This is a genomic window from Paraflavitalea sp. (assembly GCF_059502485.1).
On sequence record NZ_JCACET010000008.1, the window covers coordinates 1,104,519 to 1,124,795 of the forward strand.

The 20,277-nt window shown below is 49.1% G+C and carries 18 protein-coding genes, 1 tRNA gene and 1 riboswitch; of the genes, 2 read left to right on the forward strand and 17 right to left on the reverse strand.

The genetic code is table 11. From position 1 onward, the window contains the following. Nucleotide 1: 1 nt before the first annotated feature. Nucleotides 2-1,201, forward strand: a complete 1,200-nt coding sequence (locus AC5JBY_RS07335; protein ID WP_495903914.1) for a DUF5009 domain-containing protein — start codon at nucleotides 2-4, stop codon at nucleotides 1,199-1,201. Between the two features lie 138 nt (nucleotides 1,202-1,339). On the opposite strand, the gene AC5JBY_RS07340 is transcribed toward AC5JBY_RS07335, so the two are convergent. The 17 genes from AC5JBY_RS07340 to AC5JBY_RS07420 all read right to left on the reverse strand — a co-directional run bounded on the left by AC5JBY_RS07340 (nucleotide 1,340) and on the right by AC5JBY_RS07420 (nucleotide 18,893). Then, nucleotides 1,340-2,896 carry a M20/M25/M40 family metallo-hydrolase gene (locus AC5JBY_RS07340; protein WP_495903915.1) on the reverse strand — a complete coding sequence of 519 codons (1,557 nt, stop codon included), beginning with the start codon at nucleotides 2,894-2,896 and terminating at the stop codon, nucleotides 1,340-1,342. A 113-nt stretch (nucleotides 2,897-3,009) separates the two neighbouring features. Further along, nucleotides 3,010-3,798, reverse strand: coding sequence for an alpha/beta fold hydrolase (locus AC5JBY_RS07345; RefSeq protein ID WP_495903916.1), 789 nt, complete (start codon nucleotides 3,796-3,798; stop codon nucleotides 3,010-3,012). Between the two features lie 155 nt (nucleotides 3,799-3,953). Further along, complete coding sequence (locus AC5JBY_RS07350; protein WP_495903917.1) at nucleotides 3,954-5,276, reverse strand: hypothetical protein; 1,323 nt, start codon at nucleotides 5,274-5,276, stop codon at nucleotides 3,954-3,956. Between the two features lie 12 nt (nucleotides 5,277-5,288). Next, a complete protein-coding gene (locus AC5JBY_RS07355) occupies nucleotides 5,289-5,822 on the reverse strand; it encodes an RNA polymerase sigma factor (protein ID WP_495903918.1) in 534 nt (177 codons plus the stop codon). A gap of 179 nt (nucleotides 5,823-6,001) precedes the next feature. Beyond that, nucleotides 6,002-7,915 carry a tetratricopeptide repeat-containing sensor histidine kinase gene (locus AC5JBY_RS07360; protein ID WP_495903919.1) on the reverse strand — a complete coding sequence of 638 codons (1,914 nt, stop codon included), beginning with the start codon at nucleotides 7,913-7,915 and terminating at the stop codon, nucleotides 6,002-6,004. A gap of 82 nt (nucleotides 7,916-7,997) precedes the next feature. Further along, nucleotides 7,998-8,069 (reverse strand) — tRNA-Arg (locus AC5JBY_RS07365). Nucleotides 8,070-8,076: 7 nt separating this feature from the next. Next, the gene (locus AC5JBY_RS07370; RefSeq protein ID WP_495903920.1) at nucleotides 8,077-8,655 is read right to left on the reverse strand and encodes a MarC family protein; all 579 of its coding nucleotides are present in this window, start codon (nucleotides 8,653-8,655) and stop codon (nucleotides 8,077-8,079) included. A 40-nt stretch (nucleotides 8,656-8,695) separates the two neighbouring features. Next, the gene (gene cobC / locus AC5JBY_RS07375) at nucleotides 8,696-9,307 is read right to left on the reverse strand and encodes an alpha-ribazole phosphatase (RefSeq protein ID WP_495903921.1); all 612 of its coding nucleotides are present in this window, start codon (nucleotides 9,305-9,307) and stop codon (nucleotides 8,696-8,698) included. Nucleotides 9,308-9,321: 14 nt separating this feature from the next. Next, entirely contained in the window at nucleotides 9,322-10,134 is an 813-nt protein-coding gene (locus tag AC5JBY_RS07380; protein ID WP_495903922.1) for an adenosylcobinamide-GDP ribazoletransferase, read from the reverse strand. A gap of 1 nt (nucleotide 10,135) precedes the next feature. Beyond that, a complete protein-coding gene (cobT, locus tag AC5JBY_RS07385) occupies nucleotides 10,136-11,206 on the reverse strand; it encodes a nicotinate-nucleotide--dimethylbenzimidazole phosphoribosyltransferase (protein WP_495903923.1) in 1,071 nt (356 codons plus the stop codon). Then, a complete protein-coding gene (locus AC5JBY_RS07390; RefSeq protein ID WP_495903924.1) occupies nucleotides 11,203-11,931 on the reverse strand; it encodes a Dph6-related ATP pyrophosphatase in 729 nt (242 codons plus the stop codon). Before AC5JBY_RS07390 ends, cobT begins: the two co-directional genes overlap by 4 nt. After that, the gene (locus AC5JBY_RS07395) at nucleotides 11,924-12,469 is read right to left on the reverse strand and encodes a bifunctional adenosylcobinamide kinase/adenosylcobinamide-phosphate guanylyltransferase (RefSeq protein ID WP_495903925.1); all 546 of its coding nucleotides are present in this window, start codon (nucleotides 12,467-12,469) and stop codon (nucleotides 11,924-11,926) included. The genes AC5JBY_RS07390 and AC5JBY_RS07395 overlap by 8 nt, the downstream gene beginning before the upstream one ends. Continuing rightward, the gene (locus AC5JBY_RS07400; RefSeq protein ID WP_495903926.1) at nucleotides 12,456-12,680 is read right to left on the reverse strand and encodes a cysteine-rich CWC family protein; all 225 of its coding nucleotides are present in this window, start codon (nucleotides 12,678-12,680) and stop codon (nucleotides 12,456-12,458) included. Before AC5JBY_RS07400 ends, AC5JBY_RS07395 begins: the two co-directional genes overlap by 14 nt. After that, nucleotides 12,667-13,608, reverse strand: coding sequence for an ABC transporter substrate-binding protein (locus tag AC5JBY_RS07405; protein WP_495903927.1), 942 nt, complete (start codon nucleotides 13,606-13,608; stop codon nucleotides 12,667-12,669). The genes AC5JBY_RS07400 and AC5JBY_RS07405 overlap by 14 nt, the downstream gene beginning before the upstream one ends. Nucleotides 13,609-13,725: 117 nt before the next feature. Next, nucleotides 13,726-14,307 carry a DUF6580 family putative transport protein gene (locus AC5JBY_RS07410; RefSeq protein WP_495903928.1) on the reverse strand — a complete coding sequence of 194 codons (582 nt, stop codon included), beginning with the start codon at nucleotides 14,305-14,307 and terminating at the stop codon, nucleotides 13,726-13,728. 27 nt (nucleotides 14,308-14,334) lie between these two features. Next, entirely contained in the window at nucleotides 14,335-16,221 is a 1,887-nt protein-coding gene (locus AC5JBY_RS07415; protein ID WP_495903929.1) for a TonB-dependent receptor plug domain-containing protein, read from the reverse strand. 122 nt (nucleotides 16,222-16,343) lie between these two features. Then, nucleotides 16,344-16,563: riboswitch (cobalamin riboswitch) on the reverse strand. Nucleotides 16,564-16,841: 278 nt separating this feature from the next. After that, a complete protein-coding gene (locus AC5JBY_RS07420) occupies nucleotides 16,842-18,893 on the reverse strand; it encodes a TonB-dependent receptor (RefSeq protein ID WP_495903930.1) in 2,052 nt (683 codons plus the stop codon). Nucleotides 18,894-18,940: 47 nt separating this feature from the next. Here AC5JBY_RS07420 and AC5JBY_RS07425 point away from each other — a divergent pair, with 47 nt between their 5' ends. Next, nucleotides 18,941-20,272, forward strand: a complete 1,332-nt coding sequence (locus AC5JBY_RS07425) for an APC family permease (RefSeq protein WP_495903931.1) — start codon at nucleotides 18,941-18,943, stop codon at nucleotides 20,270-20,272. The last annotated feature ends 5 nt before the right edge of the window (nucleotides 20,273-20,277 follow it).

Consider the following 20,277-nt stretch of genomic DNA (forward strand, 5'->3'; position numbering starts at 1 on the left):
AATGAAGTATAATACGTTAACTACAGAGCGTATTCTTTCCATCGATGTTTTTAGAGGTATCACTATCCTTGTCATGATATTTGTCAATGATGTGGCTGGTGTATCTGGTATTCCGGTATGGATGAAGCATATGCCGGCTGATGCCGATGCCATGACTTTCGTGGATATTGTATTCCCGGCTTTCCTGTTTATTGTAGGTATGTCGCTTCCTTTTGCTTTGAATAACCGCCTTGCCAAAGGTGATTCTTTTTGGCAATTGCAGGGGCATATCCTCTGGCGAACGATCGGTTTGCTGATATTGGGTGTGTTCATGGTAAATGGGGAGGGTGATTATAATGAAGCTGCGATGGGTATGTCTATTCACCTGTGGTCATTGTTGTTTTATGGATGCGCTATCCTGGTTTGGAACGTATACCGGTTTCAGCAAAAAGCCTGGGCCTGGGTGTTGCGGGCTATTGGGGCTATCGGCTTATTGTGTTTGGGATTGATCTACAAGGGTGGTGAGGATGGAACGCAGGGACTTACACCGCAATGGTGGGGCATACTGGGATTGATCGGCTGGGCTTATTTACTGAGTTGCATTATTTATCAGCTGGTGCGTGGCAGTATTGGCGGCTTGTTGTTCATGATCGCGCTGTGTGTAGCATGGTATGTAGTAGGGAAGTTGCCTGCAGTGGCCGGTAATCCTGCGTTGCATTGGATCGGATGGCAGTCGGGGCATGCCGCTCATACCAGCATTGTGTTGAGTGGTATCGTATTGTCGTTGATATTCTTTGAGCGGAAAAAGATAGAAACCAATACCCAGCGTTTTATCCAGGCTATTGTGTTTATGATCCTGATGGCTATTGCCGGTTGGCTGCTGAGGCCGCTGCATGGTATTTCAAAAATCTATGCTACACCTACCTGGTGTTTATATTGTGTGGCCATCTGTTCCGTCTTGTTCAGCATGCTGTATTGGCTCACTGATGTGAAAAAAGTAAGGGGCTGGACGGGCTTCTTCCAGCCGGCGGCTTCCAATCCTTTACTCATCTATATTCTGCCGGGTATTGTGTATGCTTTCCAGGCATGGCTGGGATTGTACTTCATGCCCGGGGCATTTCATTATGGCTGGCTGGGCGTGGCGTGGTCGGCCTGCTACGCAGTACTATTAATGGGTGTGGCTATTCTGCTCAATAAATTAAAGATCAGGTTACAGTTATAAATGCATTAGCCGGTAAGACGGGAAGGCGTTTAAAAGAACAGGTGACACCTTGTATTTGCATTGTAAGCAAAAAGGTGTCACCTGCTCTTTTTAGTATAGTCCTTATTTATTCTGTACTCATGACTCTTAACTCTCTACTTAGTTCACGCCTCCCTTCCTCGTAGCCTTGGTAGGTGCAGGCCATGTGCCGGGTTGTCCTGTGCGGGGATTAACCGGCAGCACACTTTTCTCGCGGGATGTTTTAACAGGGTCTTCGCTTGCCATGTAAGCGAGGATGGCTGTGAGGATGGCATTGCTGCGCACGTCGTCGAACACGATCTTGTCGTATGTGTCGCGGTTGGTGTGCCAGGTGTAGCTGCCATAAGACCAGCTGGTGGAGCTCAATGAGAATGCTGGCGCGCCTGCTGCTACGAAAGAAGCAAAGTCGGAGCCACCGGCACCCGGAGCGCCTGGCCATCTTGTTTCGATCTGGCTGCGGATATCGTTGGGCACGCGGGCCAGCCACCTGCCAAGGTATTCATAGGCATGTAAATAGCCCTGGCCAGAGAGGTTCACCACTCTACCGGTTCCATTATCCTGGTTGAACAATACCTGGATGTTCTTTACAATTTCAGGATGGTCTTCCACAAAGGCTCTTGAACCGTTGAGGCCTTGTTCTTCACTGCCCCAGTGGCCTACGAGGATGGTCCTTTTGGGATTGGGGTATACTTTTTTGAGGATACGCATGGCTTCCATCATGGTGAGGGTGCCAGTTCCGTTGTCGGTAGCGCCTGTACCTCCGTCCCATGAGTCGAAGTGTGCAGAAAGGATCACGTATTCATCGGGCTTTTCACTGCCTTTGATTTCGGCAATCGTATTGAAGGTAGGTACCATGCCCAGCTCTTTGGAATCGGCGCGTACGCTGATCTTAGGTTTGGTGCCATCTTCGATAAGCCTGTACAGCAGGCCATAGTCTTCCAGGGCTATGTCGATAGTAGGTACTTTAGTAGTATTGGCGCCAAATATCTTGTTTACGCCAAAGCCATTAGACCAGTAGCTCATCACGATGCCTGCTGCGCCTGCTTTTTCAAGTGCTACGGGTAAGGTGCGGGCGGACTGACCAGTCTTAGCGATCCGGTTGCGCCAGGCCTCTGTTTGTGCGGCACGGTCTTTCTTCATTTTCTCTATTGATTCTTTGGTGCCAAATTCTTCCCAGTTGTAATCGGGGCGACCGGTGGGCTGTGCCATAGAGATCATTACGAACTTACCTTTTACGGAGGGCAGCCATTGCTGGAAGGCTACTGAGTCGGCAAGGTCGGGTACGATCACCACCTCGCCTGTCACGGTTTTGCCCGCTGTGGACGGACTCCAGGCGAGTTGTGTTCCTTCCAATGATTTTACGCGGGGGGATACCATATCGATGTGGGTAACGCCTCTTTCCCATCCGCGCCATTCGCCCCATTGTTCATTTTTTGCGGAGATACCCCAGCTTTGGTATTTGGCCACTGCCCAGTCATTGGCTTGTTTCATCTGGGGAGTGCCAACAAGGCGGGGACCAATGCCATCCATTAATTCATGGGCCAGTTTTGTGAGTTGTGAATTGCCGGTGGCTTCTTCGATGATGCTTTTTACCATCAGCGAATCTTTGGTTTGGGAGTACGCTATGTTGCCGGCCAACAAGAAGGCAAGGGCAACAGCGGTAGTGTTTTTTCTCATATATGAATGATTGGGTTGTGTTTATTCGCCGAAAGTATTAAGGAATGAATAAAGTACAGCCCCATTCATAATTAAAATTTATGCGTCACCACGAAGCCTGGCAGAGAAGCCTTTTATTTATGGTTGATTGCCCGTGCAGCTGCGTCGATGATGAGATTGGTTACTTCTTTGGGATGGGTGATGAATACGCTGTGGCTGGCGCCGTCAATTTCTATTGTATGGCTGTTGGCGCGTTTGGCATACAGGCGTTCAAGATCGGGGTTGATGATCCTGTCGGCTTTAGCTACCATGTACCAACTGGGTTTGGTGCGCCATGCCGGGTTGTTGATAATGGCATGAAAGGCGCTGTCGGCGGTGGGCATCTGGCTGTAGGCCATAAAGCTGGCCAGTGCTGCGTGAACGCCTCCTGCAAAATCTGCGGCGAATTTGGTAGGGTCTATGTAGTCGTAGCCGTCTGCTGGTTTTACCAGTGACTTGTACGCTGGTGGAAATTTTACGCCGTTGGCGGCTTCGCTCTCGCCTGCATCCGGTGCGTGGGCGGCGATGTATACCAGGCCTGCCACGTGAGGGTCATTGCCGGCTTCTGTAATGACGGCGCCGCCGTAGCTGTGGCCAACAAGAATAACTGGTCCGTTCATACGGGATAATACTCTTTTTACTGCTGCCACATCTGCTGCATAAGATGTAAGCGGCTCCTGTACAATGCTGACATGGTATCCTTTTTGGGAAAGCCTGTCGTAAACGCTTTTCCATCCTGACCCATCTACAAAGGCGCCGTGTACCAATACAATGTTTTTTACAACTGGCGGCTGTTGTACGATGGCTGCTGTGGGCACCAATAGTGCCAGTAGTAATGCGCCGGTGAGTACCAGTCCGTTTATGGTATTTTTAATTGCTTTCATGGTTTTGTTTTTAATGGTGAATAATTTCAAAACAAAACTATCCTGCCTATCACGCGGCACAAACCGGTAATCGACGAACAGGCAAAAACAGCATACTACGGGGAGTTATGCTGTCTTTTGCTACCATGAAGGTTATGAAAGGAAGGCGTGATGAATTATGGAAGGGATTTCCTGATCACTGGCATTGTGGTGATGGTAGGTATGCTTCTGCTTTGCAGCAGCCGCCAGCGTAGGCCCAGTCTTACCCATACCGGAAGTGGACCACCTTTAACTGTAGGCTTGAAAGGTGTCTCTATTTGTAGGGTGCCTGTCCAGGCTTTTGTTGACTCGTAGTTGAGGTGAATAACTGCGCCCAACTGTGTTGCGTTGAGGTAGGGAGCATCGTTTTTATGTACTCCATAAAATAAGGGCTTGTTTGAAAATGAATCTACTTGTATCAATGCCTTGCGCCATTTGGATAGATCGAGACCAACGCCCACCCACCATTGTTTGCGTACCTGGTAAGTGTATTGTAGTGCAAGCTGCGCACCAAACACTTTTACTACAGTATGTTGCCCCCAATAGGTAGTACTGTCGGGTAACCGGATAGCACCATCCTTGAAAGGCTTGTATGGTAATAGTGCGCTGGCGAATGGTTTGAATTCTGCAGTAAGCCGGTGCCGCTTTTTAGTCAGGCTGGCCCAGATGCCCGGTGAAAAGGGTTGATAGAAGCGGTCTTTCCCTTCGGGATTTTTAAAGTATACGTCGGGTGTGTAAATGGGAACTGGTATTTCTGCCTGTAGTCCTGTTGCAAATACATACTTAGGGGCAGGCTTGTTACCGGAAGAGTCTGTAACCCATGTTGACTCGTCCGGTAACCATAGTGGCTTCGGGGGCCGTGCAGGCTGTACATGGATCGAAGCCGCGTAATGAATGCCTGCCACTGGTGAAGGGCGCAAAGAGCTCCTGGAAGAAGTTGCGTTCACGTTGTGTTGCTCTTTTTGCAACAACTCCGGTGTACCATTCCGGTTGGTTGTTGTGCCTGCCAGTGCTTTGCTGGTTTGTGGTTTCCGCTTAGTGGTGCTGGTAGTTTTAGCGGTAAGCGATGTTGTTGCTGTTTGCAATGATGGAGTGGGTGTAGGGTTATCTGTTTGTGTTTCTTTTGCTGCTGTATTGCTGGTTGGTGTTTTGGTGACGGTGGATTTCTGTGTGAGTGCCTGGGTTTTCTCTTTGCTCGTTGTTTGCTTAGCCTGATCGGGGGCCTCTGTTATCTGTTTGGGCATAGTGTATTGCCAAAGTGCATAGCCGCCACCCAATAGTAAGAGCAGCAGGGCGCAGCCAACAGGAGGTAACCAGGTAATCATTCTTCTTCTTTTCTTTTCCGGGAACTGGCTGTTGAGTTTTGCCTGCATGGCCTCCCAGGCCTGGTCGGTAGGGATCAGTGGTAAGGGACTGTTTTCCTCAGTAAAGAATTTATTATGGAGTGGCTGGTTGTTCACCGTTTAAAATCTTTAATGTGAAAAATGTTTTTTAAGTATCGGTTGCATAATCTTACGTCCTTCGCTCAGCTGCCATTTCACTGTCCCCGGGCTGATCTGCAGCTGTTCTGCAATGAGCGGTATCGTATAGTGTTCCAGGTAAAACAAACTGAATACGGCACGTGTGGCCGGAGGCAGATGATCGAGGAAATAGTACACGTCCTTCCATTCCAGGTGCTCGAGAATATTGCCTACTACCATCTCGCTCATTTCCTCTTCGTCGCCGGCAACAGGAATTTTGATGGACACTTTTAGTTTATCCAATGCTGTATTCCGCACGATCGTGTATACCCAATTGAATATGGCTCCTTTCTCGGGTTTGTAATTGGGCAAATGGGTGAACACTTTCATCATGCCATCGTTGACTGCTTCGAGTGCGGCATGGTCATCCCGGAAGAACTTTTTACACAGGCAAAACATCGAGGGATAGAAGTGCCGGTAAAATTGTTCCTGCGCCAGCCGGTCGTGGCCGTTGCATTTTTGTATGAGTTCGTTCAGGCCCTGCAAAAGTGTTCTTTTTGGATCTGGCTAACTATAAGCATCAGTGCTTTATTAAATGAACGGTGCGGAAAAGGGGAAAGGTTGGGTGGGGAGAGGGATTTCTTTTTAGCACGGCGGTTACCGGAGATGGTAAAATGAAAAAGGCGTTCAAACTGAACGCCCTACAATATGAGGAAATCTTCTTGTTAAGCTCCGGTATTAAATTCTATCCAAACGGATGTTCCTTTTCCTGGCTCTGACCGCACATCCAGCTTTCCCTTGAGGTAATCTACGCGGCTTTGGATATTGCGCCAGCCGATCCCTTCTTTATACTCCAGAACTTTTGTGTCGAAGCCTTTGCCATCGTCTTCAACGGTAACGGAAGTGATATTCCCGTTTTTTGAAACCTGTACGATGGCGTTTGGGGTTTCCGCATGTTTGATAATGTTGTTGAGTAGCTCCTGCACAATGCGATAAATGGCGATGGAAGTAGTGCGGTCCAATTCTGTGTTGTCCATGCCGATCGAATGGTAGGTTACCTTCAAAGCGCCGCTTTGGTTAATGTCATTGCAAAAGTCTTTCAGCGCGGTATCCAATCCAAATTTTACAAGGGCCTCGGGCATCATGTTGTGTGCCACGCGTCGCATCTCTTTGATGGAACTGTCGAGCATGTCAATATTGCGTTCAAAAACCTGTGCATTGTCTGGCGCCAGGGTTCCTTTCACCGCGTTTAAGGAGTGTTTAATGCCGCTGAGCATGCCACCCAGGCCATCGTGGAGGTCTTTGGCTAAGCGGGCGCGTTCCTGCTCTTCGCCTTTGAGCACTGCTTCGGTAGCGGCGAGTTGTTTGTCGGCTTCGAGTTCTTCTATTTTGACCTGCTGGAGCTTTTGTTTATGGTGGTAATTACGGTATAGCAGTAAAGAAGTGATCGTCAGCGTTACCAATCCCAACAGGAGAAACCAGATCATGAATTTCTTTTCCTGAATATCTTTTTGCTGCACTGCCAGGGAAGCTTCTTTTTTCTGCATCTGGTATTTGGCTTCCAGTTCCATAACCGTTTTCTGGTTGTTGCGCTGTTGTAATGTATCGTTTACGGCCAGGAGCTCACGCAGGTATTGATTGCTTTCTGCCAGATTCCCGGTTTTTTCAAAGGCAAGGGATAAGTCTTTCAGCGTATAAAACAGCACCTGATTAAGGTCCAGCTGCCTGGCAAGTGTAGTAGCTTTTTTTAAGTAGCCGATGGCTTCGCTGTAATCTCCTTTTTTCAGACACACGTTGCCAAGGTGCTGCAATGCCAATGCCTGTTCAAACTGCAGGTTGTAGGCAGTAAATATGTCGAGCGCGTACCGGTAATGGCTGAGGGCTGAGTCGTAGCGGGTGGCACTATCTGAATAGTAATAACCCAATTGAGCATGAAACATGCCTGTAGCAAAAGGCATGTTCATCTTTGCTGCCATCGGCATACCCGTCTGCGTGATCGACCATACACTATCTCTTTTTCCTGCAAGCACAAAGGCGTCGCCCAATACGATGAGGCTGCGCAGCAGGAAAACTGAATCTTTTGCTTCAAGTGCAATGGAATGGGTTTGCCGGGCATAAGCAAGTGTCTTGCTGGTATCATTCAAAGAACGATAGATGCCTGATATGTTATAGTAGGCTACAATCCTTTTATCTGCGTAGTTGGTAGCCGCCTGCAAATAATAATAGATAGCTGAATCTGTGTTTTGGTGTTGCTGAAATAGGTTTGCCTTTCGCATCAGGAGTGAGCCATACAAATCTTTTGATGCTTTATCGGTTTTACCGGCCAGTAAACTAAATGCTTCATCCAGCAGCAGGCTGCTACTGTCCAGCTTCATGATATAGAAGTACATGCCCGACCGGAGAAACTTTGAGGTGGCGAGGCCATAGTCATAATTCAGTTTGCGGGAGAGGTCCGCAGTCTGGTTCAGGATGGGTATCGCTTTTTGCGGAAAGGTCGATTGGATGCTGAGCGCATAGTGGTTGAGCTGGTTAACTTTGGCGGTATCATCAGGCAACTGTTGCAGCCGGTCCAAAGGGTCCTGGGCTCTGGAGTTCGTTGCCAGCAAGAGGAACCATAATATGATAAGTGTGTACCTCATATAACAAAGTCCGGGGAAAAATGACAGCGTCAATCTTTTTGAAGGAGTTCGGATCTTTAGGATCCGAAAATGAGGTCTGGTGTGGCTTCGCCAGGAATCGAACCTGGATCTGGAGCTTCGGAAACTCTTATACTATCCATTGTACTACGAAGCCAATTTTTCTATTTTATCAATCCGCTTACATTACTCGCAAAGATCTTTACGGCAATGGCCAGCAAAATTACGCCAAAAAACTTTCTCACCGCTAATAAACCTGCTGGTCCCAAAAGTTTCGCAATATAGTTCAGGGATTTCAAAACCAGGAAAACTATCAGGAGGTTAATCAAAATAGCGAAGAATACGACCCATTTACTATAGTTGGCAGGCAGGGAAATGATGGTGGTCAGCGTACCCGAGCCGGCAATCAACGGGAAGGCGATCGGTACGATGGTGCCTGACTTGGCGTCGGCCTCGCTTTTGAAGAATTCGATACCCAGTACCATTTCGAGCCCCAGGATGAAGATCACGATGGAGCCGCCCACGGCAAAGGAGCCTACATCGAGTCCCAATACCTGCAAAAACTTTTCGCCGGTTAGCAGGAACAGGATCATCAGCCCACCGGATACCAATGTGGCTTTTACTTCATCGATGCCGCCCATTTTCTTTTTGAGTGTAATGAGCAAAGGGATTGATCCCAATATATCGATGATGGCAAATAAGGTGAAGGTAACTGTTATCAGATCGTCCATTCGCATGTCCATAGCAATAGATTTGGCTGACGGGGATAGTACAAGTTACAGCTTATTTCGCTGCTGCATAGCTCGGTTTGTGTTGTTCCTTGCCGACATTGATATTGGACAGCATCGTGTAGTTAAAGCCGCCTTCCTGCTGATCGAGCTTTACCACGCATCCATAGTGCAGGGAAAAAGCAGCAAAGGAATCTTTCAGGGTTGTTTGAGTGATGTGGGCCAGGATGCTCCTGATAACGCCGCCGTGGGTAATAATGGCGGCATGTTGTCCGCTGGCTGCTACGGCATCAAAGCAACGGGTAACGCGTGCGAAGAGGTGTACATAGCTCTCTCCTCCCGGAATGCAGACGTTTACATAGTCATTCATCCAGGGATCGATGGCATCGCGGGGAATATCGTCCCACCGTTGCAGCTCCCATTCGCCGCAGTTGATCTCTTTGAGGTCGTGCTCGAAGTTGATGTTGTGCGCAGGAAACAGGTGTTCCGCCAGTTTCTTACACCGGATGAGCGGACTGCTGTAGATAGCCTGCAGATCGCCGGGAAGGTGTTGCCGGATGATGCCGGCTTCTTCTTCAAAGGCGTCGGTCACATCGATATCGGCCTGCCCATAGCAGGTGCCTTTTTCAATGTGTGGTGTGGTATGACGGATCACATAAATGCTCATGACGCAAAATACTATCAAATAATGTACCGCCAAATGATCAATGTGCTAAGATAGAAGGTGAGTTCGCTGACTTGTTGAATAGCACCCAGGCAATCGCCTGTGTATCCACCGATCCACTTTTTGAAATAGCTGGCCAACCGGTATGCTACCAACGGTACCGGGATGATGGCCAATGCAAAATGCCAGCTGAGGAAGACGAATGGCAGTAAACCAAACAGGCAGGCTACTAATAAAGTGATGGCTGATGGTTTGTTGCTGGTAACTGGTTTTGATTTGCTGCCATCGGGATCGGTGACGTAATCGAAGAAGTAAATGGTCCATACGCCCATCAACCGGCTGATGGCGTGTGCTGCTATCAGTATCAGTAGAAAGTTCTTGTAGTTGAGGAAGATGTTGATGGATGGGGCCTGGAGATCGGGGGTAAACTTAGGCAGCTCTTTCAGCAGCAGGAATTTGGCTGCCAGTATGCCTATCAGCCCGGTGACACCGTAGGTGCCCAGCCGGCTGTCTTTCATGATCATCAGTATCTTCTCTTTAGTCCAGCCGCCGCCGAAGGCGTCGCACACGTCGGCAAAGCCATCTTCATGAAAGGCGCCGGTGGTAAAGATGCCAGCGATGATAGAGGCAAGGATGGCAATGTCTTCGCTGATGTATTTATTGAATACCAGGAAGGTGAGGCCGCTGATGAGGGCCACGATCCAGCCGATGAGGGGGAAGTATCTTGCGGATTTTTCCAGGTACTCCTGCGAGTGGTCGGTGAACTTCGGCACCGGCAGGCGCGTCAGGAACATCAGTGCGGTGAAGAAAATGCGTATCTCTTTTTTCATGTTATTCTTTGTTGGAAACACCGGCGGATTCGAAGGAGGCCATTTCCTGTAAGAAATTGACGGCTGATTGTATCAGTGGGATGGCCAGTGCTGCGCCTGTGCCTTCGCCCAGCCGCATGCCCAGGTGCAACAATGCTTTTGCGTTCAGGTGTTGCAGCATTTTTTCATGTCCATGTTCTCCGCTCGTATGGGCAAAGATGCAATAGTCAAGTACAGCAGGGTTGATCTGTTGTGCTATCAGCAGGGCAGCAGATGCAATGAAGCCATCTACTACAATGATCATCTTCTGTTCGGCTGCCTGTATGTAAGCGCCGGCCATCATAGCGATCTCGAATCCTCCTACTTTAGAAAGTAGTGTTACCGGTTGATCTTTCAGCTGGTGTAGCTGATGTAGCGCGTATACTTTTTCCAGTGTGCTGATCTTCGTTTGTAATTGCTCGTCATTAACGCCCGTACCGCGTCCCACACAGGCTGCCACGGGAATGCCGGTAATAGCGCTCATGATGAGGGATGCTGCTGAGGTGTTGCTGATGCCCATTTCGCCAAAGCCAATGCAGTTGCCTCCTCTGTCGGCAATTGTCTTTACGATGGCTTTGCCTTTTTCGATAGACGCTACAGCATTTGCTTCGCTCATGGCTGGTGCTTCGAGGTAGTTGGCTGTGCCATATCCCATCTTGGCGTTGATGAATATCTCGCCGCCTTTTACTTTCAGCTGAGTGGAGGCTGGTATCAGTTCATGGTTAACACCTGCGTCCACTACCTGCAGGGTGATGTTGTGCTGGCGACAGAATACGTTGATGGCGGCGCCACCGTTCAGGAAGTTCAATACCATCTGTGCGGTTACTTCCTGTGGATAGGGATTTACCAATCCTGTTTTGGCAATGCCGTGGTCGCCGGCAAATACTACGATGTGCGGCTGGCTGATCACTGGTGAGGTGGTTTCCTGTATGAGGCCCACCTGCAGGGCGATTTCTTCCAACAGGCCCAGTGCGCCCAGTGGCTTGGTCTTGTTGTTGATCTTGTGCAGTAGCTGTGCCTGCAGTTCTGTTTTGTTGATGGTGTTTGTTATCATGGCTTTAATAGATCACAAAAGTAAAATCCGTAAGTGGAAGGCTGATCCATAGGGTTGCAGGTATTGTCGGTCGTTTGCGGGGCCTCATACTTCCTGTATACAATCTCTCCTTTTGTATAGGGGATGGGTTCCCGGAAGATGGGGCCATCGAATACGAAGGAATGGTACTCTCCGTTCTCACCGCACACGTCTACGTTGGCGGGCAGATCGCGCACAAAGGATTCATCGATGAGGCGACCACAGAAGCTCTTGTCGAGGAACTTTTCATTGATGCATACGATGATGGCTTTGAATCCCAGTGCGAGGAATTCCTGCATCAGTTGATGTGTAGGTATTTTCCACAAAGGGAATACACATTCCATGTCAACAGTGGCCAGCTTCTGTTCGCGGTAGATCTTCAGGTCTTCGAGGAAGATGTCACCAAACACCGCTTTTGTATAGCCGTCCTGCTTCAGGGTTGTTACCTGTTGCAGCATGGCTTGTTCATATTCGTGCATGCCGGGTTGTTCCGGCAGTTCGATCGTGTTTAGTGGTAATCCGATCGATTGGGCTTGTTGGTTTAATAGTTCTCTGCGTACGCCATGCATGGAGATGCGGTTGTGTGCTGCGTTTACGCTCGTGAGCAGGCTGTCGACGCTGTACCGTTGGTCCTGTAATATTTTGTGCAGGCATAAAGAGGAATCTTTTCCTCCGCTCCAGTTCATGTATGCTTTCATCTTATGCATGCGTGTTCTTTATTTCCATGGGTATGCCGCTTACCATAAATACTACTTTGTAAGCTACGGAGCCGATGTATTGATTCACCCAGCCTTGGAGGTCGGTGAACTTGCGGCCTATTTCTGTTTCGGCATGTACGCCCATGCCGATCTCGTTGCTGATGATGATAAATGTGCCTGTTTGCTGCAGCAGTTGTTGTATCTCCTGTTTGCAGGCGGCAAGGCACTGGTCGATATCGTATTTGGTGTCTACAAAGAAGTTGGTGAGCCACAGTGTCACGCAATCTATTACGGCCACTTTACCGGTAAGGTCAAGTGTGCTGATGTGTTTTTCTTCTTCGATGGAGGTCCAGCGTTCATCGCGGTCGTTCTGGTGTCTTTTGATGCGTTGCTGGAAATCGCTGTCCCATTGGCGGGCGGTGGCTACGTATACTGGTGAGGAGCTCAGTTGCAGGGCAAGGTCTTGTGCGTACCGGCTTTTGCCGCTGCGGGCGCCTCCGGTAATGAATATAATACCGGGAGAAGCGCCTTCTTTATTTATTGGCATCCAGGGAATATTTCTCTGTAAATAGAACGGATCGTTGTTGTAGTTCCAGCAGGCACTTTCTGCACAGGCAGTCCTGGTAGCGGCCTGCTATGAAGGCTTTTTCTTCTTCGCTGAAGTTGATGCCGAAGCACTGGCAATGGTGCACATCGCCCACCTTACATTCGAAGGCTTGCTGGCATCGCGGACAGCTTTTTTGTTCATGCTTGCACATGGGCGGCTGTTTTAAAGAGGGATGAGCATTTGTGTTGCAAGTGTGCTGGCACCCTAAAGAGGGTAGGATGGAACATGGCTGCCAGTACTTCTATGCCATCGGTGAGGGTGCTGGCACTCGGTTGGGTAAACAGGTCGTAGTCGGCCACGTATACGGCTTCCTGTTGTACGGCGGTGAGCTGTTGCCATTCTGGTTTGTTGGTGAGCAGGTGCAGCTCTTCTGCTGTGCGCTCAGTGGTAAAGCCGCAAGGGGCTATCACCAATACTTCGGGATTGTAGCGTACGATCTTTTCCCAGGGGGTTACGATGCTGTCGCCGGCCGGGTTGGAAAGCATATCGATGCCGCCTGCATAGGCCACCTGGTAAGGTATCCAGTGGCCACAGTTATAAATAGGTTCTACCCATTCCATGATCATCACTCTTTTGGGCGGCGCTTTGTGCGCGCGCAAGGTGTCGATGATCGTATCGATCCTTTTCTGTAAAGAGGAAAGGTAAGGGTAGGCCGCTTCTTCCTGTCCTAAAGCGGCGGCAATGGTAATGGCCGTATTGAAAACGTCTTGCAGGTTATTGGGGGTGAGGGGAACCAGGTTGGGCTGTTTATCTAATTTGGAAACAGCTGCAGCGGTACAGGCGGTGTCTATCTGACAAACTTCGCATACATCCTGGGTGAAGATCACATCGGGGCTGATCGTTTGCAGCAGGGCTTCGTCTACATAGTACAGGCTTTTGCCTTGTGCTTTGGAGGCGGAGAATATCCGGTCGATCTCGATGCTGCTATAGTGTTTTCCTTCCAGTACGCAACGTACTACTTTGTCTTTTTCGGCCAGTGCTGCCGGTGGGCATTCAAAGGTGATGCCGTGCAGCAGGTGTTGCAGCTGCATATCGTAGATCATCTGTGTAGCAGCGGGAAGAAAGGAGCAGGCGACCATATATTGTAATTGAAGGATGAATGTTTAATGTTATGTAAAAAGAAATGGCGGGTAGCCAGTGGGATCTTTTAGCCCTACTCTCCACCCGCCATTTATTATTTAGCTGTTGATGTTTGCTTAGCTGTTTGCTTTCGCAGGCTTCAACACTGTATATTTTCTTTGTACCAGTTCAAATATGCCAAACATGATGGTGCTGAAGAATGCAGTGCCTCCCAGGAATCTCAGTTCATAGGGTAACGCCGTGATCAGGCGTCCAACGTAGTAGGGGAACGTGAACTTGTTTTCTACCACGCAAGCGCCGATATCGCTGATCAGCCAGTGTATGAGTGTGGCTGTTACGATCGATATCACGAGTCGGGGAATGGTCACTGTTTTCAGGATCAGTTTGCCGGCTATTGTCATCAGGGCAAATGCCAGGTAGGTCCAATACCAGCCTGCGTACAGGAGGCTTCCGTTGCGGTACTCTGCAAACAGGGTATAGGATAATACCAGGTCGCTGATGAAGAGGGTGAGCAGCGGAAACAGGTAGGGCTTAACATTGCCGCGGAAATAGGCTGCCCCGAATAAGGCCATGGCTCCTACCGGTGTAAAGTAGGTTAATGGTCCCAGGTCCATAAACGAAAGCAGGCGCAGTGCTGCTACTACAACAATAATGAGGAGTAATACTGCATTTCTCGGGCTAAATGTTGCTACTGACATATGTACTATTTTATAAGAGGCTTAAAATTATAAATTAATCCTGAAACCACCTTGTATGTTGATACCTGGTGTATTATATCCATATACCTCTGTGTAATCTGTATCTGTGAGGTTTTTGGCATCTACAAACAGGCGCACCTTGTTCTTGAATAGCTTGTATTCTACATAGGCGTTGATCAGCGTGTAGGCTTTCAGGTCTACAGGAATGGTGGCATAGGCCGGGGGTGGTCCGAACGACAGGTCTGTTCTTTCGCCCAGGCTTTGTGCAGACAGGCTGATGAACAACTGTGGTGTAGCCTGGTATCCTACGCTGGCCACTATCGTGTTTTTGGGCCTGCGGAGCAGGTTGAAATAGCTCGTGTCTTTACCGCTGCGTGATTGGTAGATATCACCTGTTACATAGGTGTAAGAGGCTTTGATCGTCCACTGGTCGGTGGGGCGCAGGGTTGCTTCGAGTTCGACGCCTTTGTCTTTTTGCTGGTCGATATTGATGGACTTGCCGGCTACATAAGCGATCACGTTCTTGATGTCTCTGTAAAATCCTGTAGCGGTAACCTGTAATTTATTTTGCAGGGTTTGCCATTGTACGCCTGCTTCAAGGTTGGAAGATTCTTCCGGTTTCAGGTTGGGATTGCTGCCAAACCAGGAGGGGCCAAACAGGTCCATCACTGTAGGTGCTTTGAAACCTGTAGAAACGTTGGCAAATGCTTTAATCTGGTTATTGATCAGATAGGCGGCATTGAAGCTATAGGTGAATTGGGTGCCAAATTCGGAGTGGTGGTTGTACCGGCCGCCCACTTCCACGCTCAATCCTTCTGCGCTTTGCATGAGGAATGACAGGTAAGGGCTCACGATGTTGGTGGAAGGGTTCTTAGGTGTCAGCGTGGAATCGGTGAGTTTGTAGCTCTGGTAGTTTACGCCGACCAGCATCTTTACCCTATCGCTCAGGTTTTGGGTGAGGTATACTTCGCCGCTGTGGAAACCGCCTCTGAAAAAGGAGTTGCCGAAGTCGGTGGCGTAGTTACGCCTTGAATAGGAGTATCCGTAGTTGGCTGTGATGGTGCCTTTGGGCAAACCAATAGTAGCAGTGGCGCCGGTATTGTTGAGCAGGTATACAAATTGGTCTTTGGTGTCGTAGAAAGAACCACCGTCGGTGTTGGCGTTGAAATAGCTATAGCGATAGTAGGGGGCGATCCTGATCTTGTCGGTTACCTGGATGCCGAGATTTGCTTGTACGCTGTGCCTGTTAAATCCGTCCTTATCGAAGTTGCCTTTGCCGGTGGTGTCGGCTGCTTCGGAAATTCCGTCTGTACTGGTGTAAGAGTAATTTACATTATAATCCAGGATGCCTTTGTGGCCACTCAGGCCAGCATCGCCGGTGAAGGTGTTGAAGCTGCCATAGGTAGCGCCGCCGTTGAAGCCGATTGCTTTGCTGCCTTTTTTCTTCGTGATGATATTGATAACGCCGGCTACTGCATCTGACCCGTAGAGGGTAGACTGGCTGCCTTTCAAGATTTCAATGTGGTCGATCTGTTCTACGGGAAACAAGCGCAGGTCGAATGCGCCGCCTGCCCCGGAGGGATCGTTTACAGGAATGCCATCGAGTAATATCAAGGTGTAGTCGTTGGAGGCGCCGCGTAAAAAGATCGATTTGTCTTTACCGGGGTTGCTGTTGGCGCCGTTTACGATGATGCCTGTTTGCTCGGTCAATACCTGGGCGAGGCTTTTGCCGCTGCTGCGTTCTATTTGCTCGCGGCCGATAACGGTCACTACTTTTCCTGTTTCACTAAGTTTAACAGGGTATTTGGTAGCGGTAACCACTACTTCATCCAAATCTCTTTTTGCAGTTGAGTCTTGCGCCTGCGCGTTCATGGCTGCCAGCAGGGCTGATAGTGCGAGTAACTTTCTTGTCATGCTCATAGTTTGTTTGTAATGATGAACTATGAACCTTCGGAATAAAATGATTCAAACAGAAATGAAATGTCTACTGCCTGTAGACGGTTTCAATCCCGGCTTTTCACCCGAAAGCTCGTCGATGTTGTTGCTGATAACTGGCAGGTCTTCTGGCTTGTTTCCCTGGTTCAAGACCTTCCCATTCTGCCGGATAAGCGGGTAGAACAGTGGTACGAAGATTGAACCTGGTGAGTGGTACTCACGAAACTTACAGCTACGGGGATAGCACCGGACTTACACCGGTTTCCCTTTTAATCCGTTCTGCCTGGCGGCGGAGCGGAAACCAATTAACGCGGCAAATGTAAGGGTTTACCCCGGGATTTGGGGTTGGGTGTTTGTGGGCATGGTTGCCGGCATCCGTTCCGAAAGGGGCAGGCGGGATAGGACCAGACCCTGGCCAGCCCCGGGCAAGGTAGGGGCCAGGTATAGGGCAGATCCGGGCTAAAGTCTCTATAAGGTCTCTATAAACTCTCTGTAATGTCTCTGAAAGGTCTCTGTAAGTATGAAGTTTTTATTTTTTTTGATAGCACAAAAAAAGCCCGCTTTTGGCGGGCTTTTTTAGACGTGGTCGTAGTATTTTTTTATTGTCCGAAGGCGTATTTCAGTGTGATGCCGCCAAAGTAGTTGGCGCCAGCGGCCGGGTTGAAGTATCTGCCTGCGGCGGCATTGATATCATTGCCGAGGCTGTATTGTACATTGAATAGATTGTCGGCTCCAGCAAAAAAATCGGCGCCTATCTTTTTGGTGAAGCGGGCGCGCCATCCGATGCGGCCGCCGAATAACTGATAAGATGAGGCTATCACCGTGTTGGCATCGTCGAGTGGAATGGGATCGCTGTAATACCAGGTGAGGTTGGTGTACAGCCCAGGCCGGGTGGCCAGGTCCAGTCCGCCAGTTACGATATGGGGCGCCACGCTGGGCAGTTGCTTGCCGGAGAGGTCGGCAGTGCCTTGTTTAAATTCATCGTATCTAAAGCGGCTCCAGGTGTGGCTGATCCAAAGACGGGCGGCTGTTATAAATCCTTTACGATTGGGCAACAGCTGGTAGGAGGCTTGCGATTCCAGTCCTCTTTGTTTGGTAGAACCGGCATTGACGAAGTAATCGGCATTGCTGGCATCACGGCGGAGTACAATGGCATTTTGCAGGCGGTAGTAAAAGGCGTTGACCTCAACATATAGTCTTTGTTGCAGCCAGCTGCTTTTGATACCTGTCTCATAATTTACGCCTTCTTCTGCATTCAGGCTGGTGCTAATGACCGAGGTGGAGGGTAATATCTCCTGTGTGGTGGGTGGCGAAAAGCCTTTGGCAACGCTGGCATATAACAACAACTGAGGAATGATCTTTTTAGAAACGGCTATACGCGGTGCAAGCCCATTGTGGTAGATCTTTTTTATGTGTGCGCGTGCCGGGAAAAGGCGGGTAATATTTACTGCCAGCCTGTTGAGACTTGTACCGGCATCGATATTCCAGTCTCCCGGAAAACGAATGGCTGCCTGTGCAAACACGGTGCTGGTGATAGAGCCCAGGTCATCGTCTGTTTGCAACGAGTCCGGATAGCCTTGTTTATTCTGGAAGGTTTTGGTATTGAAGAATCCGCGTTGGATCTCTCCGCCCCAGGTGATGTTTAATTGTGTGGCATTTATAGCCGTGTTCCAATTGAAAACGGTACGGCCGCCAAGGTGTGGCTCAGTCCTTTTTTCGTAGTTACGGAAGGTTGGGTTGTTGATGATGGAGAAGGCTCCGTAGAGAGCGGTGGTATTGGTGATGTGATCATTGAACCGATACGTATGGGTAATTCCTGTAAGAAAGTTTTTTGTATAGATCGTGGCATTCAGTGCTTCTGCATTGGGGCGGGAGGCGCGCGGGTTGTTGGCAAGCTCTGCTTTGGTAAGCCCGCCCGGTGTCTGGTACCAGAAGTCGCTGTAGAGTACGCTAGCTTGTATTTGTTGTTTGTCGTTTACTTTCATTTGTGTCTCCCAGGTGGCTACTTTGCGGTCCATATTGGTATGTACGCGATAGCCGTTGGAGGACTGGTGTGAAAACGCAAACACATTGCGACGATCTTCGCTGCCTAATCGTACTTGTGCGTTGAGGTTATGCAGGTTGTAGCTTCCGTATAAATAGCCGACGTCAACGCCTTGTGTCCAGGTTTCGGGCTGGCTGTTGATGAGTAATGCGCCGCCGGTCCCTGCGCCATAAAGGCTGCCTGCCGGTCCTTTGATCACTTCCAGGGAATTGACGTTGTAATAGCTCAGCATATTGAGGTAGGTGTTGCCGCCGGGATCGGTGAATGGTATGCCATTCCAATATACTTTGATATTGCGTACACCAAAGGGGGAGCGGAGGGTGCTGCCGCGTACATTGAGGCGGAAGCTGCCGGGTGAGCGTTCTTCCATGTGTACGCCGGGTGTGGTATTGAGTGCCGGTAGCAGGCTGTAGTTATTGAAGCGTTCCAGCTGTGCTTTGCCAACGTAGTTGATGGCGCCGGAAACTTCTTTCAATTGCCGGTTCTGTTCGTAGGCTTTAATGGTGACGGATTGTAGGGTGGCTGCTGAATCTTTGGATGGTGTGTTCTGGGCCTTCAGGGTGTTGACCATCATGATGGTAAGCAGAAAGAGAAGGGTGTGTTTCATTGGCTAAAAATAGCTCAAAGCTCGCAGCTTTTCTTTATCTTCCACGAATGAAGTCCAAACTCAGCTTATTCGATCTCACCATGATCGTTATCGGCCTGGTGATCGGAATGGGCATTTTCAGAACTGCTTCGAATTCAGCCAAGGATGCTTTAACCCCGACTGTTTTTTTCACTGCATGGATTGTGGGTGGATTGGTGGCGTTGTGTGGTGCGCTCACTTATGCAGAGATCGGTTCGCGGCATCCCGCTACCGGCGGGTATTATCGCATTTTTTCTTATGCATACCATCCTTCTCTCGCCTTTTCTATCAATTGTATCATACTGGTATCCAATGCGGGCTCTTTATCGGGGGTGGCGCTCATCGGTGCAGGCTATATCAGTAAAGTATTGTTTGCGGGGCCTGTATCGGACCTCACCAAGGTGTTCATTGCTACGGTGGGGGTTGTTATTTTCTATGGCGTGAATTTGTTGGGGCTCAGGATGAGTGCCAAGACGCAAAATGTGTTAATGATCATCAAGATCGGTATGGTGGTTATGCTGATCGCGGCGCTTTTCTTTCCGTCTCTGTATCATGACAACAGTGCTGCCATAGCGGCCCAGCCCGTAGCTTCCTGGGATCAGTATATAAAATCTTTTGGTCTGAGCCTGATAGCCGTGTCTTTCACTTATGGGGGATATCAACAAACCATCAATTTCGGGCATGAGGTGAAGGATGCTTCGCGCAACATTCCGCGGGGCATTTTTATTGGCATCACCGCCATTATCATATTGTACCTGGCTGTTAATTACAGTTATTATAAAATTGTAGGATTTGATAACCTGAAGCAGACGAATGAGATTGCTTCGGTCATTGCGTTTAAGTTGTTTGGACAGGGGGGAGCGGATGTGTTTTCAGGTCTGCTGTTCCTGTCGGTGCTGGCTTATGTGAACGTGCAGCTGATGAGTAATCCCCGGGTAATGTTTGCGATGAGTGAGGATGGTGTGCTGCCGGGTGTTTTCAAAAAGAAGTCAGCCAAAAAGGAAGTAGTGGTCACCTCCCTTACCGTATTTACCATCGTTTGTATTATCGAATTGTTCTTTGCCAAGACTTTTGATGAGTTGTTGAGCTTTACTATTTTCCTCGATTGTTTTGGTATGGCGCTTTCGGCAGGTTCTATCTTTATGTTGCGTAAGCGTACCCGTCATCTCAATGGTACGGGCATCTATTCCATGAAGCTTTATCCGCTACAACCCATCATTTTCATTGCTGCCTATATCTTTGTATGTATTAGTATCATTATCAGTAAGCCCATGACGGCGTTGATCGGTGTATCGGTGTTGGGTGGGTTTATGTTACTATATTTCTTAATGCCGAAAAACACCCCGGTGAAAACTGAATAATTAGC